Origin of the sequence: Serratia sp. G204Y, from assembly GCF_051172435.1 — a bacterium.
Taxonomy (GTDB): domain Bacteria; phylum Pseudomonadota; class Gammaproteobacteria; order Enterobacterales; family Enterobacteriaceae; genus Serratia; species Serratia sarumanii.
In genome coordinates, this window is the sequence record NZ_JBPIZA010000010.1 from 63,890 (window position 1) to 81,348 (window position 17,459).

At 60.1% G+C, this 17,459-nt stretch carries 16 protein-coding genes; 14 read left to right on the plus strand and 2 right to left on the minus strand.

The window, feature by feature from the left end:
- Positions 1 to 239 precede the first annotated feature (239 nt).
- The 5 genes from fhuA (at position 240) to ACSBQQ_RS24115 (ending at position 6,641) form a co-directional block, all read left to right on the plus strand.
- Complete coding sequence (gene fhuA, locus ACSBQQ_RS24095; RefSeq protein ID WP_043148004.1) at positions 240 to 2,438, plus strand: ferrichrome porin FhuA; 2,199 nt, start codon at positions 240 to 242, stop codon at positions 2,436 to 2,438.
- Positions 2,439 to 2,485: 47 nt separating this feature from the next.
- A complete protein-coding gene (gene fhuC / locus ACSBQQ_RS24100) occupies positions 2,486 to 3,283 on the plus strand; it encodes a Fe3+-hydroxamate ABC transporter ATP-binding protein FhuC (RefSeq protein WP_033649613.1) in 798 nt (265 codons plus the stop codon).
- Positions 3,283 to 4,191, plus strand: a complete 909-nt coding sequence (fhuD, locus tag ACSBQQ_RS24105; RefSeq protein ID WP_033649614.1) for a Fe(3+)-hydroxamate ABC transporter substrate-binding protein FhuD — start codon at positions 3,283 to 3,285, stop codon at positions 4,189 to 4,191. The genes fhuC and fhuD overlap by 1 nt, the downstream gene beginning before the upstream one ends.
- Complete coding sequence (gene fhuB, locus ACSBQQ_RS24110) at positions 4,188 to 6,176, plus strand: Fe(3+)-hydroxamate ABC transporter permease FhuB (RefSeq protein ID WP_033649615.1); 1,989 nt, start codon at positions 4,188 to 4,190, stop codon at positions 6,174 to 6,176. Before fhuD ends, fhuB begins: the two co-directional genes overlap by 4 nt.
- Before the next feature lie 312 nt (positions 6,177 to 6,488).
- Positions 6,489 to 6,641 carry a Hok/Gef family protein gene (locus tag ACSBQQ_RS24115; protein ID WP_033649633.1) on the plus strand — a complete coding sequence of 51 codons (153 nt, stop codon included), beginning with the start codon at positions 6,489 to 6,491 and terminating at the stop codon, positions 6,639 to 6,641.
- Positions 6,642 to 6,764: 123 nt separating this feature from the next.
- On the opposite strand, the gene metK is transcribed toward ACSBQQ_RS24115, so the two are convergent.
- A complete protein-coding gene (gene metK / locus ACSBQQ_RS24120; protein ID WP_016926681.1) occupies positions 6,765 to 7,919 on the minus strand; it encodes a methionine adenosyltransferase in 1,155 nt (384 codons plus the stop codon).
- Between the two features lie 772 nt (positions 7,920 to 8,691).
- Between metK and ACSBQQ_RS24125 the strand changes: the two genes are divergently transcribed.
- The 4 genes from ACSBQQ_RS24125 (at position 8,692) to ACSBQQ_RS24140 (ending at position 12,406) form a co-directional block, all read left to right on the plus strand.
- Positions 8,692 to 8,835 (plus strand): virulence promoting factor, encoded by a 144-nt coding sequence (locus ACSBQQ_RS24125; protein ID WP_108681959.1) that lies wholly within the window; start codon positions 8,692 to 8,694, stop codon positions 8,833 to 8,835.
- The gene (gene speA / locus ACSBQQ_RS24130; RefSeq protein WP_033649617.1) at positions 8,828 to 10,804 is read left to right on the plus strand and encodes a biosynthetic arginine decarboxylase; all 1,977 of its coding nucleotides are present in this window, start codon (positions 8,828 to 8,830) and stop codon (positions 10,802 to 10,804) included. Before ACSBQQ_RS24125 ends, speA begins: the two co-directional genes overlap by 8 nt.
- A 194-nt stretch (positions 10,805 to 10,998) precedes the next feature.
- Entirely contained in the window at positions 10,999 to 11,919 is a 921-nt protein-coding gene (gene speB / locus ACSBQQ_RS24135; protein WP_004937606.1) for an agmatinase, read from the plus strand.
- Positions 11,920 to 12,253: 334 nt separating this feature from the next.
- Positions 12,254 to 12,406: a Hok/Gef family protein gene (locus ACSBQQ_RS24140; RefSeq protein ID WP_033638576.1), complete on the plus strand. Its 153-nt coding sequence runs from the start codon at positions 12,254 to 12,256 to the stop codon at positions 12,404 to 12,406.
- A gap of 110 nt (positions 12,407 to 12,516) precedes the next feature.
- Here ACSBQQ_RS24140 and ACSBQQ_RS24145 read toward each other — a convergent pair whose 3' ends face one another.
- Positions 12,517 to 13,758 carry an MFS transporter gene (locus tag ACSBQQ_RS24145; RefSeq protein ID WP_060429425.1) on the minus strand — a complete coding sequence of 414 codons (1,242 nt, stop codon included), beginning with the start codon at positions 13,756 to 13,758 and terminating at the stop codon, positions 12,517 to 12,519.
- Positions 13,759 to 14,157: 399 nt separating this feature from the next.
- On the opposite strand from ACSBQQ_RS24145, the gene ACSBQQ_RS24150 reads away from it, so the two are divergent.
- The 5 genes from ACSBQQ_RS24150 to ACSBQQ_RS24170 are packed head-to-tail and all read left to right on the plus strand — an operon-like array spanning position 14,158 to position 17,433.
- A complete protein-coding gene (locus tag ACSBQQ_RS24150; RefSeq protein WP_033632120.1) occupies positions 14,158 to 14,475 on the plus strand; it encodes a non-heme iron oxygenase ferredoxin subunit in 318 nt (105 codons plus the stop codon).
- A 2-nt stretch (positions 14,476 to 14,477) separates the two neighbouring features.
- Positions 14,478 to 14,786: a recombinase-like helix-turn-helix domain-containing protein gene (locus ACSBQQ_RS24155; RefSeq protein WP_060429424.1), complete on the plus strand. Its 309-nt coding sequence runs from the start codon at positions 14,478 to 14,480 to the stop codon at positions 14,784 to 14,786.
- 20 nt (positions 14,787 to 14,806) lie between these two features.
- Complete coding sequence (locus ACSBQQ_RS24160) at positions 14,807 to 15,850, plus strand: aromatic ring-hydroxylating oxygenase subunit alpha (protein WP_033649620.1); 1,044 nt, start codon at positions 14,807 to 14,809, stop codon at positions 15,848 to 15,850.
- Positions 15,847 to 16,602 carry an SDR family oxidoreductase gene (locus ACSBQQ_RS24165; protein WP_033635901.1) on the plus strand — a complete coding sequence of 252 codons (756 nt, stop codon included), beginning with the start codon at positions 15,847 to 15,849 and terminating at the stop codon, positions 16,600 to 16,602. Before ACSBQQ_RS24160 ends, ACSBQQ_RS24165 begins: the two co-directional genes overlap by 4 nt.
- A 36-nt stretch (positions 16,603 to 16,638) precedes the next feature.
- Positions 16,639 to 17,433, plus strand: a complete 795-nt coding sequence (locus tag ACSBQQ_RS24170) for an IclR family transcriptional regulator (RefSeq protein WP_004937625.1) — start codon at positions 16,639 to 16,641, stop codon at positions 17,431 to 17,433.
- Positions 17,434 to 17,459: the final 26 nt, after the last annotated feature.

Below are 17,459 nucleotides of genomic sequence, written 5' to 3' on the forward strand. Positions count from 1 at the left end.
CGTCGGCCCCGGTGAAAATTTTTTCTTTGTTATTAAGCCCGTAACCTTGGTTGCGGGTTTTTTTATTTTTTCGCTCGTTTTATTTCCCTGCTAACCGCATGGCTAAGCGCCTAATCCTTAACCTATTTGCCCCATGAATTCGGCTTGCAGTTTAATTTGGCTTCTGCATAAAATGCGACGCTTATAATAATTATTATCGTTTACATTCTTCATTTAATAATTCATCAGAGAAATCAACTATGTCGACCAAGCGTCTTTCGTCATCCGCGGCCAAGCAGGGCCGTACCCCCGTCAGCGCGTTAGCGATCACCGTCGCTGCGGCGTTGGGCACGCTGGCGATGCCAGCTTTTTCCGCCGACGCCAAGCCGGCCGCCAAGGAAGACACGATTACCGTTGTGGGCGGCAGCAATACCGCCCAGCAGGAAAGCGCCTGGGGGCCGGTCGGCACCTATGTCGCCAAACGCAGCGCCACCGGTACCAAAACCGATACGCCAATCGAGAAGAACCCGCAGTCCGTTTCCGTAGTGACGCGTGAAGAGATGGACATGCGCCAGCCGGATACGGTGAAGGGCGCACTGGCCTATACGCCAGGTGTGATGATTGGAAATCGCGGTGCCTCCACCGCCTATGATGCAGTGAACATCCGTGGTTTCAGCTCGGTAGGTACCAATATGTATCTGGATGGCCTGAAACTGCAGGACGATAACTATTCGATTTATCAGATAGACCCTTACTTCCTTGAGCGAGCGGAAGTACTGCGCGGACCGTCTTCGGTATTGTACGGCAAAAGCAACCCTGGTGGGGTGGTCGCGCTGGTCAGTAAGCGGCCGACAACAGAGACGCTGCGCGAAGTTCAATTCAAAATGGGGACAGATAATCTGTTCCAGACCGGTTTTGACTTCAGTGACGCTTTGGATGATGCGGGGGTTTACTCATATCGTCTGACGGGGGTTGCGCGCGATGAAGATCAGCAGCAGGTTGGCGAGAAAAGTAAACGTTATGCTATTGCTCCTTCCTTCAGTTGGCGACCTGATGATCGCACTTCTTTGACTTTCCTCAGCAGCTTCCAGGATGATCCTAGCGTTGGCTTCTATGGCTGGTTGCCGAAAGAAGGTACGGTGCAAAATGGTATCAACGGTAAGTTACCGACCAGTTTCAACGATGGTGAGCCTGGCTATAACAACATTTCCCGCAAGCAGCAAATGGTCGGATATGCCTTTGAGCATAGTTTTGATGATGTTTGGACCGTGCGCCAAAACCTGCGTTATTCGAAAATGGATGTGGACTACCGTTCTATTTACGGCCTAGGCATTGATCCAGATAATTCAGCTGAGCTGAAGCGTGGCGTGATGAATTCCAAAGAGCATATGTCCAGCTTTGCGGTCGACACACAGGCACAGGCTAAATTTGCGACCGGGCAAGTTGACCATATCTTGTTGATGGGTGTGGATTATATGCGTATGCGCAATGATGTTGTGTATCAATATGGCAGTGCATCCAATCTGAATGTCATCGCTCCACAGTACGGCAATCGGAGCTATACCATTACCGGTGGTGCCAGTCAGGTTAACCGTCAGGAGCAGACCGGCCTGTATGTGCAAGATCAGGCTGAATGGAACAACTGGGTTCTGACGATGGGGGGGCGCTATGATTGGAGCGATACCAATAGCACCAATCGCCTGAACCAGAATTCCGTATCTAAGCAGCAGGATAACCAGTTTACCGGCCGTGCTGGCTTGAACTATGTTTTCGAAAACGGCATCGCGCCTTATGTCAGCTACAGCGAATCGTTTGAGCCAACCTCAGGCACTGATTTCTCAGGCAATACATTTGCTGCCTCTAAAGGCAAGCAGTATGAGGCTGGGGTTAAATACGCACCTAAGGATCGTCCGATCACCGCCAGTGTGGCGTTTTACCAGTTGACTAAAACCAACAATAAAGTGGCTGACTTAGAACATCCGTTCTTTAGCGTCCAGGGTGGGGAGGTCCGTTCTCGTGGGATTGAGTTGGAGGCGAAAGCGGCCTTGTCGGCTAACCTCAATCTGTTGGGCTCTTACACCTACACGGATGCTGAATATACTAAAGATACTTCGCTACAGGGGAATACACCTTCCGCTATCCCTAAACACATGGCTTCTCTGTGGGCGGATTACACCTTCCATGAAACTGCGATTAGCGGTTTGACCTTGGGTTCAGGCGTTCGCTATGTTGGCTCCAGCTATGGTGACGAGGCCAATACGTTTAAAGTGAAGGATTACACGGTGTTTGATGCCGCGATAAAATATGATCTGGCGCGTTTCAATTTGCCGGGTTCTTCGATTGGCATCAATGTGAACAACCTGTTTGATAAGGAATATGTCTCCAGCTGCTTTGCTACTTATGGCTGCTACTGGGGCGCAGAACGCCAGGTGGTCGCCACCGCAACCTTCCGTTTCTAACCGGATAGCCGGGGCGGCGCCGCGTCGCCCCGGACAAAGCAGGATCTATGCAGGACAAACTTCTTAATCCCGGCGCGACCTTCGCGCTGGATAACGCCAGCTTCGCCGTCCCCGGCCGGGTGCTGTTGCAACCGCTGTCGCTCAGTTTTCCCCAGGGCAAAGTCTGCGGCCTGATCGGCCATAACGGTTCCGGTAAATCCACCCTGTTGAAATTGCTCGGGCGGCATCATGCGCCCAGCGGCGGTCAGGTTTTGCTCAATCGGCAGCCGTTGGCGCAGTGGGACAGCAAATCCTTCGCCCGCCAAGTGGCCTACCTGCCGCAGCAGTTGCCGGCGGCGGAAGGCATGACGGTGCGCGAGCTGGTGGCCGTCGGCCGCTATCCGTGGCACGGCGCGCTGGGGCGTTTTGGCGCCAACGATCGCCAATTGGTGGAAGAGGCCATCGCGCTGGTGGGGCTGAAGCCGTTCGCCAGCCGCCTGGTGGACAGCCTCTCCGGCGGCGAGCGCCAACGCGCCTGGCTGGCGATGATGGTGGCGCAGGACAGCCGCTGCCTGCTGCTTGACGAACCGACCTCGGCGCTGGACATTGCGCACCAGGTCGAGGTGCTGGCGCTGATCCAGCGCCTGAGCCGCGAACGCGATCTCACGGTGATCGCCGTGCTGCACGACATCAACATGGCGGCACGCTACTGCGACCATCTGGTGGCGCTGCGCGGCGGTGAAATGATCGCCCAGGGCGGCCCGCTGGAACTGATGCAGGGGCCGGTGCTGGAACAAATTTACGGTATTCCTATGGGCACGTTGCCGCACCCGAGCGGCGGCGCGCCGGTGAGTTTTGTCTACTGATGTCCTCTGCATTCACTTCTTCTCACGATCCGCTGCGCCGCCGTTTGTTGATGGCGCTGGCGCTGTCGCCGCTGTTGGGCTCGTTGCCCGGCCGAGCGGCGGATGCGCCGCCGGATATCGCCCGCGTTGCGGCGCTGGAATGGCTGCCGATCGAACTGCTGTTGGCATTGGGCGTGACGCCGCTGGCGGTGGCCGATGTGCATAACTACAACCTGTGGGTGGCGGAGCCGAAGCTGCCGGCGACGGTGGTCGACGTCGGCCAGCGCACCGAACCTAACCTCGAACTGCTGCAGCAGCTTCAGCCTTCGCTGGTGTTACTGTCGCAAGGCTATGGCCCAACGCCGCAAAAAATCCAACCCATCGCGCCAACCATGAGCTTTGGCTTCAACGACGGCAGCGGCAAACCGCTGACCGTCGCCCGCCAGTCGCTGCTGGCGCTGGGGCAACGATTGGGCATAGAAAGCCGCGCGGTACAGCACCTGGCGCAGTTTGACCGCTTTATGCAGGACGCGCGTCAGCGCCTGCAAAGCTACACCCGGCAACCGCTGCTGCTGTTTTCACTGATCGACACGCGCCATGCGTTGATCATCGGCCAGAAAAGCCTGTTCCAGGAAGCGATGGATCAACTGGGCATCCGCAATGCCTGGCAGGAAGAAACCAATTTCTGGGGCACGGCGGTGGTGGGCATTGAACGGTTGGCCACGGTGCGTAATGCCCGGGTCATCTATCTCGATCACGGTAATCAGGCGATGATGGACAAGGTCAGCGCGACGCCGCTGTGGCAGTCGTTGCCCTTCGTGAGGCAAAACCAGCTGCGGCAGGTGCCGGCGGTGTGGTTCTACGGTGCCACGCTGTCGACGATGCGGTTTTGCCGCCTGCTGGCGCAGGCTCAGGAGAGTGCGTCATGAGTTCGGGCATCCGGAAATTGCCGCTGACGCTGATCCTACTGTTGCTGGCGGCGGCAGGTGGCCTGACGATATACAATCTGGCGCAGCAGCTGCCGCCGGCGCAATGGGCGCGGGCGCTCAGCGCGCCGGACATCGACGACGTGCGGCAAATGCTGTTCCATTACAGCCTGTTGCCGCGGTTGACGGTGTCGCTGTTGGCCGGCGCCGGTCTGGGGTTGGTCGGCGTGCTGTTCCAGCAGGTGTTGCGCAATCCGTTGGCGGAGCCGTCGACGCTCGGCGTCGCCGCCGGCGCGCAGCTTGGCCTGACCATCGCCACGCTGTGGGTGCTGCCGGGAGGTGAGTTTACCCGCCAGCTGGCCGCTATGGTGGGCGCGATTGTGGTGGGCGGGCTGGTGTTCGGCGTCGCCTGGGGCAAGCGGATGTCGCCGGTCACGCTGATTCTGGCCGGGCTGGTGCTGGGGCTGTACTGCGGCGCGGTCAACAGCCTGTTGGCGCTGTTTAATTACGATCAGCTGCAGGGCATGTTCCTGTGGGGCACCGGCGCGTTGAACCAACAGGACTGGAGCGCCGTGCAGTTCCTCCTGCCGCGTTTGCTGGTGGCTGGCCTGTTAGCGGCGCTGTTGCTGCGCCCGCTGACGCTGCTGGGGCTGGACGACGGTGTGGCGCGCAACCTGGGGTTAGGGCTGTCGATGGCGCGCTTCTGTGCTTTGGGGGTGGCCATCATCTTCAGCGCCATGTTGGTGAGCGCGGTGGGCGTTATCGGCTTTATCGGCCTGTTTGCACCGCTGATGGCGAAGATGTTGGGGGCTCGCCGCCTGGCGCACCGCATGATGCTGGCGCCGCTGCTGGGGGCGCTGTTGCTGTGGCTGACCGATCAGGTGATGCTCGGGGTAACGCAGGTGTGGCACGAGATCCCGACCGGCGCGGCCACCGCGCTGTTCGGCGCGCCGCTGCTGCTGTGGCTGCTGCCGCGTTTGCGCAGCGCCGCCACGCCGCCGCCGATGAACCTCGGCGACAAGGTGCCTGCCGAACGCGGGAATCTGCCCGGCTGGATCCTGGTGGGCGGCCTCGTGTTGCTGATCGGCCTGGCGCTGGCGCTGATGCTGGGCAAAAATGCCGGCGGCTGGCACTGGAGCCTGGGCGTGGAACTGGACGCTCTGCTGCCGTGGCGCTGGCCGCGGGTGTTGTCGGCGCTGGCGGCGGGCATGATGCTGGCGGTCGCCGGCACGCTGATCCAGAAGTTGACCGGCAATCCGATGGCCAGCCCGGAAGTGTTGGGCATCAGCTCCGGCGCCGCTTTTGGCGTCGTGATGATGCTGTTTATGGTGCCGGGCGACGCCTTCGTGTGGCTGCTGCCCGCCGGCAGTCTGGGAGCGGCCGCCACGTTGCTGATCATCATGATCGCCGCAGGCCGCGGCGGTTTCTCGACCGAACGCATGCTGCTGGCCGGTATCGCGCTCAGCACCGCCTTTACCACCGTCATCTTCCTGCTGTTGGCCAGCGGCGATCCGCGTATGGGGGGCTTGCTGACCTGGCTCTCCGGTTCGACCTATTCGGTGGAGCCGGCGCAGGCGCTGCGCACCGCGCTGATCGCCGCCGGATTGCTGGTATTGGCGCCGCTGTGCCGCCGCTGGCTGACCATCCTGCCGCTCGGCGGCGCCACCGCCCGTTCTGTGGGCATTGCGCTGACGCCGGCGCGGTTGAGCATTCTGTTGCTGGCTGCCACCCTGACCGCGATGGCGACCCTGACCGTAGGGCCGCTGAGCTTTGTCGGGCTGATGGCGCCGCATATGGCGCGCATGCTGGGCTTCCGCCGCGCGCTGCCGCAAATGGTGATCGCCGCGCTGCTGGGCGGCTTGCTGATGGTGTTTGCCGACTGGTGCGGACGGATGCTGCTGTTCCCGTATCAGATCCCCGCCGGGTTATTGGCGACCTTTATCGGTGCACCGTACTTCGTGTATCTGTTGCGTAAGCAGACCTCGTAAGCGGCGTCTCGGCTGCGTTTTCTCTGTCATCAAAGGCTCCGCGTTGCTGGGCCTTTTTTTATTTTTCATGATGTTGCAAGGCGCTGCGAACGGGTGCGCAAAAACGATATTGCGTGCGAAAAGGAACGCGAGGCGTGTCGGTGAGATGAATATACTGCGGGCGGGTGCTCTGGATCTTTGTCTCTGGAGCTTCTGCGAAAGGTACAAAGAGAAAAGCCCCGAGTCGATATCCATCAACCCGAGGCCTACTCTAACGCGTCACAACGTTAAGTTAGCCTCTTACCCGCCGCGAGGCAAGGAGAAGAAGGCATGATGCCGAACAAACGCAGCCCGTTAAAACTGGTGATTATTTGTGCCACGGTAATATCACTGGCATGGATAACCCGCAGCACGCTGTGTGAGCTGCGGATCCGAGCGGGCACTACGGAGGTTGCGGCCATTTTGGCTTACGAATCCGAACGGTAAGGCAACCCGGCGGCGGGGGCGGTGCCTCCGCCGGCCGGCAGTCGATGCGTTGATCCAGGAGCACCCATCCGCTCAAAAAAAACGGCGAGCCAGGGCTCGCCGTTTTCATGTTGATGTCGGGGCTTATTTCAGGCCGGCGGCATCGCGCAGCAGCGCGGCTTTGTCGGTCGCTTCCCACGGGAAGTGCTCGCGGCCGAAGTGGCCGTAGGCAGCGGTTTCGCGGTAGATCGGCTGCAGCAGATCCATCATCTGGATCAGGCCATATGGGCGCAGATCGAAGAATTCGCGCACCAGCAGCGTCAGCTGTTCGGTTGGCACTTTCTCGGTACCGAAGGTTTCTACCATGATGGAGGTCGGTTCCGCTACGCCGATAGCGTAAGACACCTGGATTTCGCAACGATCGGCCAGGCCGGCGGCAACGATGTTTTTCGCCACGTAGCGTGCCGCGTAGGCCGCGGAACGGTCAACCTTAGACGGATCCTTACCGGAGAAGGCGCCGCCGCCGTGGCGCGCCATGCCGCCGTAGGTGTCGACGATGATCTTACGGCCGGTCAGGCCGCAGTCGCCCATCGGGCCGCCGATAACGAAACGGCCGGTCGGGTTGATGTGGTATTTGGTGCCCGCCGTCAGCCATTCCGCCGGCAGGACCGGTTTGATGATCTCTTCCATCACCGCTTCTTGCAGATCTTTCAGCGAGATATCTTCAGAATGCTGGGTGGACAGCACCACTGCGTCGATGCCGACGATTTTGCCGTCGTCGTACTGGAAGGTCACCTGGCTCTTCGCGTCCGGACGCAGCCACGGCAGGGTGCCGTTTTTACGCACTTCGGACTGGCGCTGCACCAGACGGTGCGCGTAGGTCACCGGGGCCGGCATCAGCACGTCGGTTTCGTTGGTGGCGTAGCCAAACATCAAGCCCTGATCGCCGGCGCCCTGCTCGAGAGGATCGGTACGGTCAACGCCCTGATTGATATCCGGGGATTGTTTGCCGATGGCGCTCAATACTGCGCAGGAGTTGGCGTCAAAGCCCATGTCCGAATGAACGTAGCCGATCTCGCGCACGGTCTTGCGGGTGATCTCTTCGATATCGACCCAGGCGCTGGTGGTGATTTCACCGCCGACCAGCACCATACCGGTTTTCACGTAAGTTTCGCAGGCGACGCGCGCTTTCGGATCCTGTTCCAGGATGGCGTCGAGGACGGCATCGGAGATCTGGTCGGCGATTTTATCTGGATGTCCTTCGGAGACGGATTCGGACGTGAAGAGGTGTTTAGCCATTGTGTTCTTTACCTTGCATAAGACGGGTTAGAAATTACTGCACAGCGCTGGAGATCCGGCATCGAAGCGAAGGGTCTTCCGCTGATGGCGCGAGATGCATCCTGCAACGCCCCTCAGGCAAAGCCGTTAAGCAGTTTATCAGTTAACCAGTATAGATGGATTAACATCTGGACGTCTATTTTAGGTCAGGGTTTAGCCAGATTGCCAGTAATTTTTTGCGCTTTCGCTCTTTTGCGCAAACGGGTTGGCGCCATTTTCATCGCTTGAAACAGTTTTCGGCGAATTTTCATTTTGCTTTTTCACCTGCTTACCGGTATAAACTGCGCGCGCGGTTCATTTGCTGCACAGTACGGCGGTCTGGCGTGGGGGAAGGTACGATAAACTTCCGCTTTGCATTCGTCGGCATTGCGCTATTATCCGTCGCGGGCGTTCGCCGTGGCGCCGCCGCTTCATCGAACGGTCACGTTCTTACACTATTTTAGAGGCTGGGTCGTTCACTCCGAACGGCGCGCGTGGAGGTGGTTGGATTAATGATCCGTTGTCTACCGGTTGTTGGTTCTCAACAGCAGTGCCGTTCTGGCGCACATTCTTCTGCTATTTCCCGTCTTGTCTCTCTGTCACTTACCAGGTGCGATAAACACTTGGCCGCTACTCAGGATTCTCGGGCCGGCTAACGGTCGTCTGAAGAACTGAACAAGGGTAGCCTGCAGCTTTCCTGTGGGATGTTTCTTGGCCCGATTCACGAGGTTTGAACAGGGTGTCTTACAATTATATGAGTGATAAACCGATCGCTGACCGCGAACGGCAGTTCTCTTCGCTGCCGCCGGCGCGGCTTGTTGGGTTGTTCTCGCGGGTGGTAGCTGCGATAGTGGCTGACGGTTTCGTCAGTACGGAATGTGAGGCGAACCATGTCTGATGATCTGTTGATTCACCGTCCGCCGGTTGCGGGCGAGTCTTTATCTTTGCGCTCCATGCAGGAGGTTGCCATGAATGATCGTAATGCCAGCAAGATGCTGCGTACTTATAACGTCGCCTACTGGGGCAACAATTACTATGACGTCAACGAGCTGGGCCATATCAGCGTGTGCCCGGATCCGGATGTCCCGCAGGCGCGCGTCGATCTGGCAGAACTGGTGAAAACGCGCCAGCAAGACGGCCAACGTCTGCCGGCGCTGTTCTGCTTCCCGCAGATCCTTCAGCATCGCCTGCGTTCGATCAACGCCGCGTTCAAACGCGCGCGTGAGTCTTTCGGTTACCAGGGCGGCTATTTCCTGGTGTATCCGATCAAGGTGAACCAACATCGCCGCGTGATTGAGTCGCTGGTGAACTCCGGCGAACCGCTGGGGCTGGAAGCCGGCTCCAAGGCCGAGCTGATGGCGGTGCTGGCGCATGCCGGCATGACCCGCTCGGTGATCGTCTGTAACGGCTATAAAGATCGTGAATATATTCGCCTGGCGCTGATCGGCGAAAAACTGGGGCACAAGGTGTACCTGGTGATCGAGAAGATGTCCGAGATCAACCTGGTGCTGGAAGAGGCTGAGCGGCTGAACGTGGTGCCGCGCCTGGGCGTGCGTGCGCGCCTGGCGTCGCAGGGCTCCGGCAAATGGCAGTCGAGCGGCGGCGAAAAATCCAAGTTCGGTCTGGCGGCGGTGCAGGTGCTGAAGCTGGTGGAGACCCTGCGCGAAGCGGGCCGTCTCGACAGCCTGCAACTGCTGCATTTCCACTTGGGCTCGCAGCTGGCCAACATTCGCGATATCGCCACCGGCGTGCGCGAATCGGCGCGCTTTTACGTTGAACTGCACAAGCTGGGCGTCAACATTCAGTGCTTCGACGTGGGCGGCGGCTTGGGCGTCGACTACGAAGGCACCCGCTCGCAGTCCGACTGCTCGGTGAACTACGGCCTGAACGAATACGCCAACAACGTGATTTGGGGTATCGGCGATGCCTGTAACGAACACGGCCTGCCGCACCCGACGGTGATCACCGAGTCCGGCCGCGCCGTGACCGCGCACCATACGGTGCTGGTTTCCAACGTGATCGGCGTCGAGCGCAACGAATTCAGCGAACCGTTGCCGCCGGAAGCCGACGCGCCGCGCGCGCTGGAAAGCATGTGGGAAACCTGGCTGGAAATGAACGAGCCGGAGAACCGCCGCTCGCTGCGCGAATGGCTGCACGACAGCCAGATGGATCTGCACGACGTGCATACCCAATACGCGCACGGCATGCTGGATCTGACCAAGCGCGCCTGGGCCGAGCAGCTGTATCTGAACATCTGCAACAAGATCCAGCAGCAGCTCGATCCGAGCAATCGCGCGCACCGTCCAATCATCGACGAGCTGCAAGAGCGCATGGCGGACAAGTTCTACGTCAATTTCTCGCTGTTCCAGTCGATGCCGGATGCCTGGGGTATCGATCAGCTGTTCCCGGTGCTGCCGCTGGAAGGGCTGGATAAGCCGCCGGAAGGCCGTGCGGTGCTGCTCGACATCACCTGCGATTCCGACGGCACTATCGACCATTACGTCGACGGCGACGGCGTGGCGACCACCATGCCGATGCCGCCGTACGATCCGGAGAACCCGCCGGCGCTGGGCTTCTTCATGGTCGGCGCGTACCAGGAGATCCTCGGCAACATGCACAACCTGTTCGGCGACACCGCCTCGGTTGACGTGTACGTGTTCCCGGACGGCAGCGTCGAGACCGAGTTGTCCGACGAGGGCGACACCGTGGCGGACATGCTGGAGTACGTGCAGCTCGATCCGGGTGCGCTGCTGGCCAAGTTCCGCGATCAGGTCAAAGAAACCGATCTGGACAGCGAGCTGCAGGCGCAATTCCTGGAAGAGTTTGAAGCCGGCCTGTACGGCTACACGTATCTGGAAGACGAGTAACTGCCCTCTTCAGGGGGGCGATATCGGCCCCCTTGAAGCATGGATAAAATGCGGCCATAATCAGCCGTATCGGTAGCACCGAAACAAACATCGAACAAATCCCTTTCTCGTCGGGCTAACGACGCGGGAGGGATTTTTTTTTGTAACGGCCCGGCCTCTGCGCCCGGCAACTTGTTGAACTACGAGGGTTTACTATGAGCACCTTAGGCCATCAGTCCGATAATTCATTAGTGTCCAACGCCTTTGGTTTCCTGCGCTTTCCGCTGAACTTCATGCCTTACGACAGCGATGCAGAGTGGGTCATCACCGGCATTCCGTTTGACATGGCGACCTCCGGTCGCGCCGGCGGCCGTCACGGCCCGGCGGCCATCCGTCAGGTGTCCACCAACCTGGCCTGGGAAGGCAACCGCTGGCCGTGGAGCTTCGATCTGCGCGATCGGCTGAACGTAGTTGACTGCGGCGATATCGTGTTCAACTTCGGCGACGCGCAAGACATGAGCGACAAGCTGCAGGCGCACGCGGAGAAACTGCTGAAGGCCGGTAAGCGCATGCTCTCGTTCGGCGGCGACCACTTCGTGACCCTGCCGCTGCTGCGCGCGCACGCCAAGCATTTCGGCAAGCTGGCGCTGGTGCACTTCGACGCCCACACCGATACCTACGCCAACGGCAGCAAGTTCGACCACGGCACCATGTTCTACCATGCCCCGAACGAAGGCTTGATCGATCCGCACCACTCGGTGCAGATCGGCATTCGTACCGAGTTCGATCATGACAACGGTTTTACCGTGCTGGACGCCGCGCAGGTGAACGATCGCAGCGTGGACGACCTGCTGACCCAGATCAAGGGCATCGTCGGCGATATGCCGGTGTATCTGACCTTCGACATCGACTGCCTGGATCCTGCGTTCGCACCGGGCACCGGCACGCCGGTGATCGGCGGCCTGACCTCCGATCGCGCGCTGAAGCTGGTGCGCGGCATGCAGTCGCTGAACATCGTCGGCATGGACGTGGTGGAAGTGGCGCCGGCTTATGACCAGTCCGAGATCACCGCGCTGGCCGCGGCGACCCTGGGCCTGGAGATGCTGTACCTGCAGGCGGCCAAGAAACACGCCTGACGCCAGGCCACTCCTCGCTGAAAAAGCGGCCTCCATTGTATGGGGGCCGCTTTTTTATTGCATTTGTCGCCATCCGCGCTGCCTTCTCAGTCCGTTGCAACGCCTTTGCGCAATCCTGCGCAGAAATGAAACTGAGTCAGTAAAAAGGAATCGGGAGAGTGGAGAGGATGAATATACTGCGCGCGGGTGCTCTGGATCTTTGTATCTGGAGCCTGCGTGAAAGGTACAAAGAGAAAAGCCCCGAGTCGATATCCATCAACCCGAGGCCAACTCTAACGCCAGACAACGTTAAGTTAGCCTCTTACCCGCCGCGAGGCAAGGAGAAGAAGGCATGATGCCGAACAAACGGAGCCTGTTAAAATTGGTGGTTATTTGTGCCACGGTAATATCACTGGCATGGATAACTCGCAGCACGCTGTGTGAGCTGCGGATCCGATCGGGCAATACGGAGGTTGCGGCCATTTTGGCTTACGAATCCGAACGGTAAGGCAACCCGGCGGCGGGGGATGTTCCCCGTCTGCTGGCTGTTGGCGTCCAGATCTACGAGCACCCTCTCAACGCTTTCGGTTTTCCGCCGCACAGGGCAGAGAAACGGGTTTATGCCCGCTTCATCTGCTGTGCCAGCAACATGCGGCCAAACAGCGCGCCGCCCGCCAGCAGCGTCAGCAGCTGCGAGGCGATCAGCACCGCAAAGCCTGAAGACACCTTGCCCTGGCTGGTCATCACCATGCCCATCGCCATCGGCACAAACGCCGAGAACAGATTGCCGATGCCGTTGATCAGCCCATAGGCGCTGCCGACCGCCTCCGGCCGCGCATAATGTTGCAGCAGCGTGGGTATCGCCGCGCCCTGCGCCCCCCAACAGGCGTTGGCCGCCAGCAGGAAGAAGGCGATCCAGCCAAGCTGATGGCTGTGCATCACGCCATAAATGCACAGCGCGGTCGCTGCGCCGCCGCAGACGAAGATCAGCGGCGCCTGATAAGGGCGGATACGATCGAGCAACACGCCACCGAGGTATTTGGAGGCGATGCTGACGATGAAAGGCAGCGCGGCCATCCAGCCCATCTGCTTGATGGAAAACCCCTTTTCATCGGTCAGATACGCCGGCAGCCAGGCGCTGGAGCCCCACAGGTAGCTGAGCGTGGCGATCTCGATCAGCAGGATCCAGCCGAGCATCGGCGTGCGCCAGGCCAGTGCAAAGGTGCGCCAGACGCGGTTCAGCACCGGTTGCGGATCGGCAGGGCGTGAAGATGAGGATAAGGGGAGCGGGTGAACGAACAGCCGCACCAGCGCCAGCCCCAGCAGCAGGTTGAGCAGCGCCAGCAGGTGAAACGACATCGCCCAACCGAAGTGCGCCATCAGAAAACTCACCAGCGGAAAGCCGAGCACCAGCCCCAATGAAACGCCCAATGCGCTGACCGCGTTGGGCTTGCCGCGCTCGTCGGCGGCGAAATGGTCGCCGATGTACATGGTCTTCAGCGAGAACAGCGGCCCTTCGCTGACGCCAAGCAGCGCGCGCACCACGCACAGCAGCATCAGCGATCCCGCCAGCGGCGAGGCGGCGGTGAGCAGCGCCCACAGCACCACGCTCAGCGTCAGCGCGCGGCGGTAGCCCATCAGCGTTTCCAGAAACGGCGTCAGCAACATGGCGGACAGCCCGTAGCCGAGCAAAAACACCGTCATCAGCGTGCCCTGGTGGGCGCGGTCACCGCCAAGTTGGAAGTGTTGCAGGAAGTCGGGATTGACCAACATCACGGCGATATTGACCCGATCCGCATAGGCGATAACGATCAGAAACAGCAGGGCGATCACCCCAAACCAGCGTTGACGTTGTTGCACGGCGCGTTCCTCAGTGCGAGCGGTTGACGAATTCAGGCAGCAGCAAACTCACCCGAGGATGCCAGTTAGCGCAAACGCGGGAGGATGAGGCTGATTGATGTAAAATTATTGTTATCAAATAGGGTGTGAAAGACAGAGAGAAAACACTTTTACGCGCAATGCGTCGCCGGAATCAACGCGTTTTTTGCCATAAATTAGCAGGGGAGCGCACAACTGACATAGGTTTTTCATATCGGTGCATTATTTCGTGATCCTTCCCGCATTTGTCATTTTTAAACAACCTTTCATTAACATTTGCCGTTCCGCTCGCTTGACGAAAGTTTCGCCACACTTATAGTGACTGTATTAAATAAGAAACTGAGTTTCATATATGAAACAATCAGATAGAGGATAAAAGCAATGAGCTGGAAGAATGTGTGCGAAGTGTCTCAGGTGAAAGAAGATTTTCCTTTTTCCGGCAACGTGGAAGGAAAAGAGATCGGGGTATACCTGCTCGACGGTAACTACTACGCGCTGGAAGACGTCTGCCCGCATGCCTATGCCTTGCTCAGCCAGGGGTTTGTAGACGACGGCAAGGTTGAGTGCCCGCTGCACGAAGCGCTGTTTGACGTGCGCACCGGCCAGTGCCTGCGCGAGCCGGGCGGCCGCGATCTGCAAACCTATCCCACCCGGGTGGTCGACAACCAAATCCAGATCACCTTTATCGCGGAGGAGTAATCATGCAGCACATCACCGATTTCAATCCCTGGCTGCCGGACACCCAACAGGTGACGCCGGCCCGCGAAGGCGGCAACGGTCAAATCCATCAGCCGGGCCAGTTCCGCAATGTCATCTGGCAAAACCGCGCCCGGGTGCCGGACGGTTTCGAAACCGCCCTGGTGGCGGCGCTGGAAACGATCTTCGATCAGGGCGCGGAAGACCTGGAGCAGATCGTCAGCGCGTTGAATCAGCGCCGCCTGTTCGATCGCAGCGGCCAACCGTGGAATGAGGCGACGTTCCGCGAATTCCTTCACGTTAACGGTTTCTGAGCCACATCCGGGAGAAGACAATGACAGCAAATACAACATCCTCCGAACAGAGCTTGCAGGACTATCTTGACCAGGGGCTGCGCGGCATGTGGTATCCGGTGCTGGCCAGCTGGGAAGTGGGCAACAATCCGGTCGGCATCACCCGTCTGGAGCAGCAAATCGTGGTATGGCGCGACGGTGAAGGCCAGATCCACGCGCTGGAAGACCGCTGCCCGCACCGCGGCGCGCGGCTTTCCATGGGATGGAACCTCGGCGATCGCATCGCCTGCTGGTATCACGGGGTGGAGGTCGGCGGCGACGGCACGGTGAAAGACGTGCCGGCGGTGGATCGTTGCCCGCTGGTGGGGCAAAAATGCCTGCGGTCTTACCCGGCCAAAGAAGCCTACGGCGCGGTGTTCCTTTATTTCGGCGTGACGGCGGATGAAGCGCCGGCGGAGCTGACTTTCCCGCAAGAGCTGGCGGACGAAGCGTCGTACAGCAATTTCCTGTGCACCGCCAGCTGGAACTGCAACTACCAATACGCCCTGGAAAACGTGATGGATCCGATGCACGGCACCTACCTGCACTCCTCCTCGCACTCGATGGCGGAAGGGGACCGCAAGGCGGATATGGGGCTGGAGCCGACCGACAGCGGGTTTATCTTCAAGAAAAACGGCCAGATTGGCGTCAACTTCGACTGGGTGGAGTTCGGCAACAGCGGCGCGTATTGGATGCGCCTGTCGATCCCGTACAAAAAGCGCTTCGGGCCGGGCGGTCACTTCTGGATCATCGGCATGGTGGTGCCGGAAGACAAGGATCACTGCCGGGTGTTCTTCTGGCGCATCCGTAAGGTCAAAGACTGGCAGCGCGACATGTGGCGCTTCATGTACCGCAACCGCCTGGAATCGTTGCATTGGGATGTGCTCGAGCAGGATCGCATCGTGCTTGAAAATATGGCGCCTAACGCTCGCGGTCGCGAATATCTGTACCAGCACGACGTCGGCCTTTCGCGCCTGCGCCGCCTGATGCAAAAAGAGGCGCAGAAACAGCTGGCGACGCTGCGCGAGCGGGAGGCGGCGCAGTGAACGGCCTGCTGAACGGCAAACGCATCGTGGTCACCGGGGCAGCGCGCGGCCTGGGCTACAGCTTCGCCGCCGCCATCGCCGCCGCCGGCGCGCAGGTGGTGATGTGCGACATTCTGGCGGATGAGCTGGCGGCGAGCGGCGCCGCGCTGCGTGAGCAGGGCGCTCAGGTGGAAACGCAGACCATCGATCTGGCGTCACCGGATTCGATCCGTTCGGCGTTCGAGAAGATCGCCGCAGGCGGCGGAATCGACGGCCTGGTGAACAACGCGGCGTTGGCGACCGGCGTCGGCGGCAAAACCATGATGGAATACGATATCGATCTGTGGGATCGGGTGATGCAGGTCAACGTGCGCGGCACCTGGCTGGTGAGCCAGGCGGCGGTGCCGCTGCTGGCGCGCAGCCCGCACGCCAAGATCGTCAACGTGGCGTCGGACACTGCGCTGTGGGGCGCGCCGCGTCTGATGGCCTATGTCGCCAGCAAAGGCGCACTGATCGCGATGACCCGATCGATGGCGCGCGAGCTGGGCCCGCAGGGGATCTGCGTCAACGCCATCGCGCCGGGCCTGACGCGGGTGGAAGCCACCGAGTATGTGCCCGCCGAGCGTCACCAGCTGTACGAGCAGGGGCGCGCGCTGGCCGGGGCGCAGCACCCGGACGATGTGAACGGTACGGTGCTTTATCTGCTGTCGCCGCTGGCGGATTTCGTCACCGGCCAACTGCTGCCGGTCAACGGCGGCTTTGTATTCAACTGAGGCCCGCAGGGCCGGCGCACAGCGCAGGAGCGAGAGATGGCGGACGAGCAAGCATGTAAGTATCTGATCCCGGGGCTGGATCGCGGGTTGCAACTGCTGCTGGCGTTTGGCGAGCAGCATAAGGAAATGACCTTCGCCGAGTTGCATCGCCTGGTCGATATGCCGAAGGCCACCGCCTACCGCGTGGTGCAGACGCTTGAGCACCTGGGCTTTCTGGAACGCAATCCGCGCACCAACACCTTTGCGCTTGGCATCAAGGTGCTGCGCCTCGGCTTTGAATACATCGCGTCGCTGGACGTGGCGCAGGCCGGCCAGCCGGTGATTGAGCAGCTGCGCGATCGCAGCCAGTGCAGCAGTCATCTGGCGATCCGCGACGGGCGCGACGTTATCTACATCGCCCGCGTCAGCGCCGCCGGTTCGCAGATCAATCAGGTCAGCGTCGGCACCCGCTTGCCGGTGCACCAAACCTCGCTCGGCCGCATGCTGTTGACCAGCGCCACCCGCAGCGAGTTCGAACAACTTTATCCGGACGCGCAGCTGCCGGGCAATGCGCCGGGCACCCCGGCGGATCGCGAAACGCTGTGGCAGATGGTGCAGCAAGACAAAGCGCGCGGCTATGTGATCGGCGAATCGTTCTTCCGCCACGGCATCTCCTCGATCGTCTACCCGATCTTCAACCGCGAGCAGCGGGTCGAGGCGGTGGTCAGCATCATGGTGCCGTCCGATGAGATCCCGAAAGCGGATCGCGAGCGGCTGCGCATGGAAGTACGCGACGCGGCGGAGAAAATTTCCGGCTTCCTCGGCGCGCCGCCGCAGGCCAACGTCGGCTAACCGACAGGACCGACTCTTTTACTCAG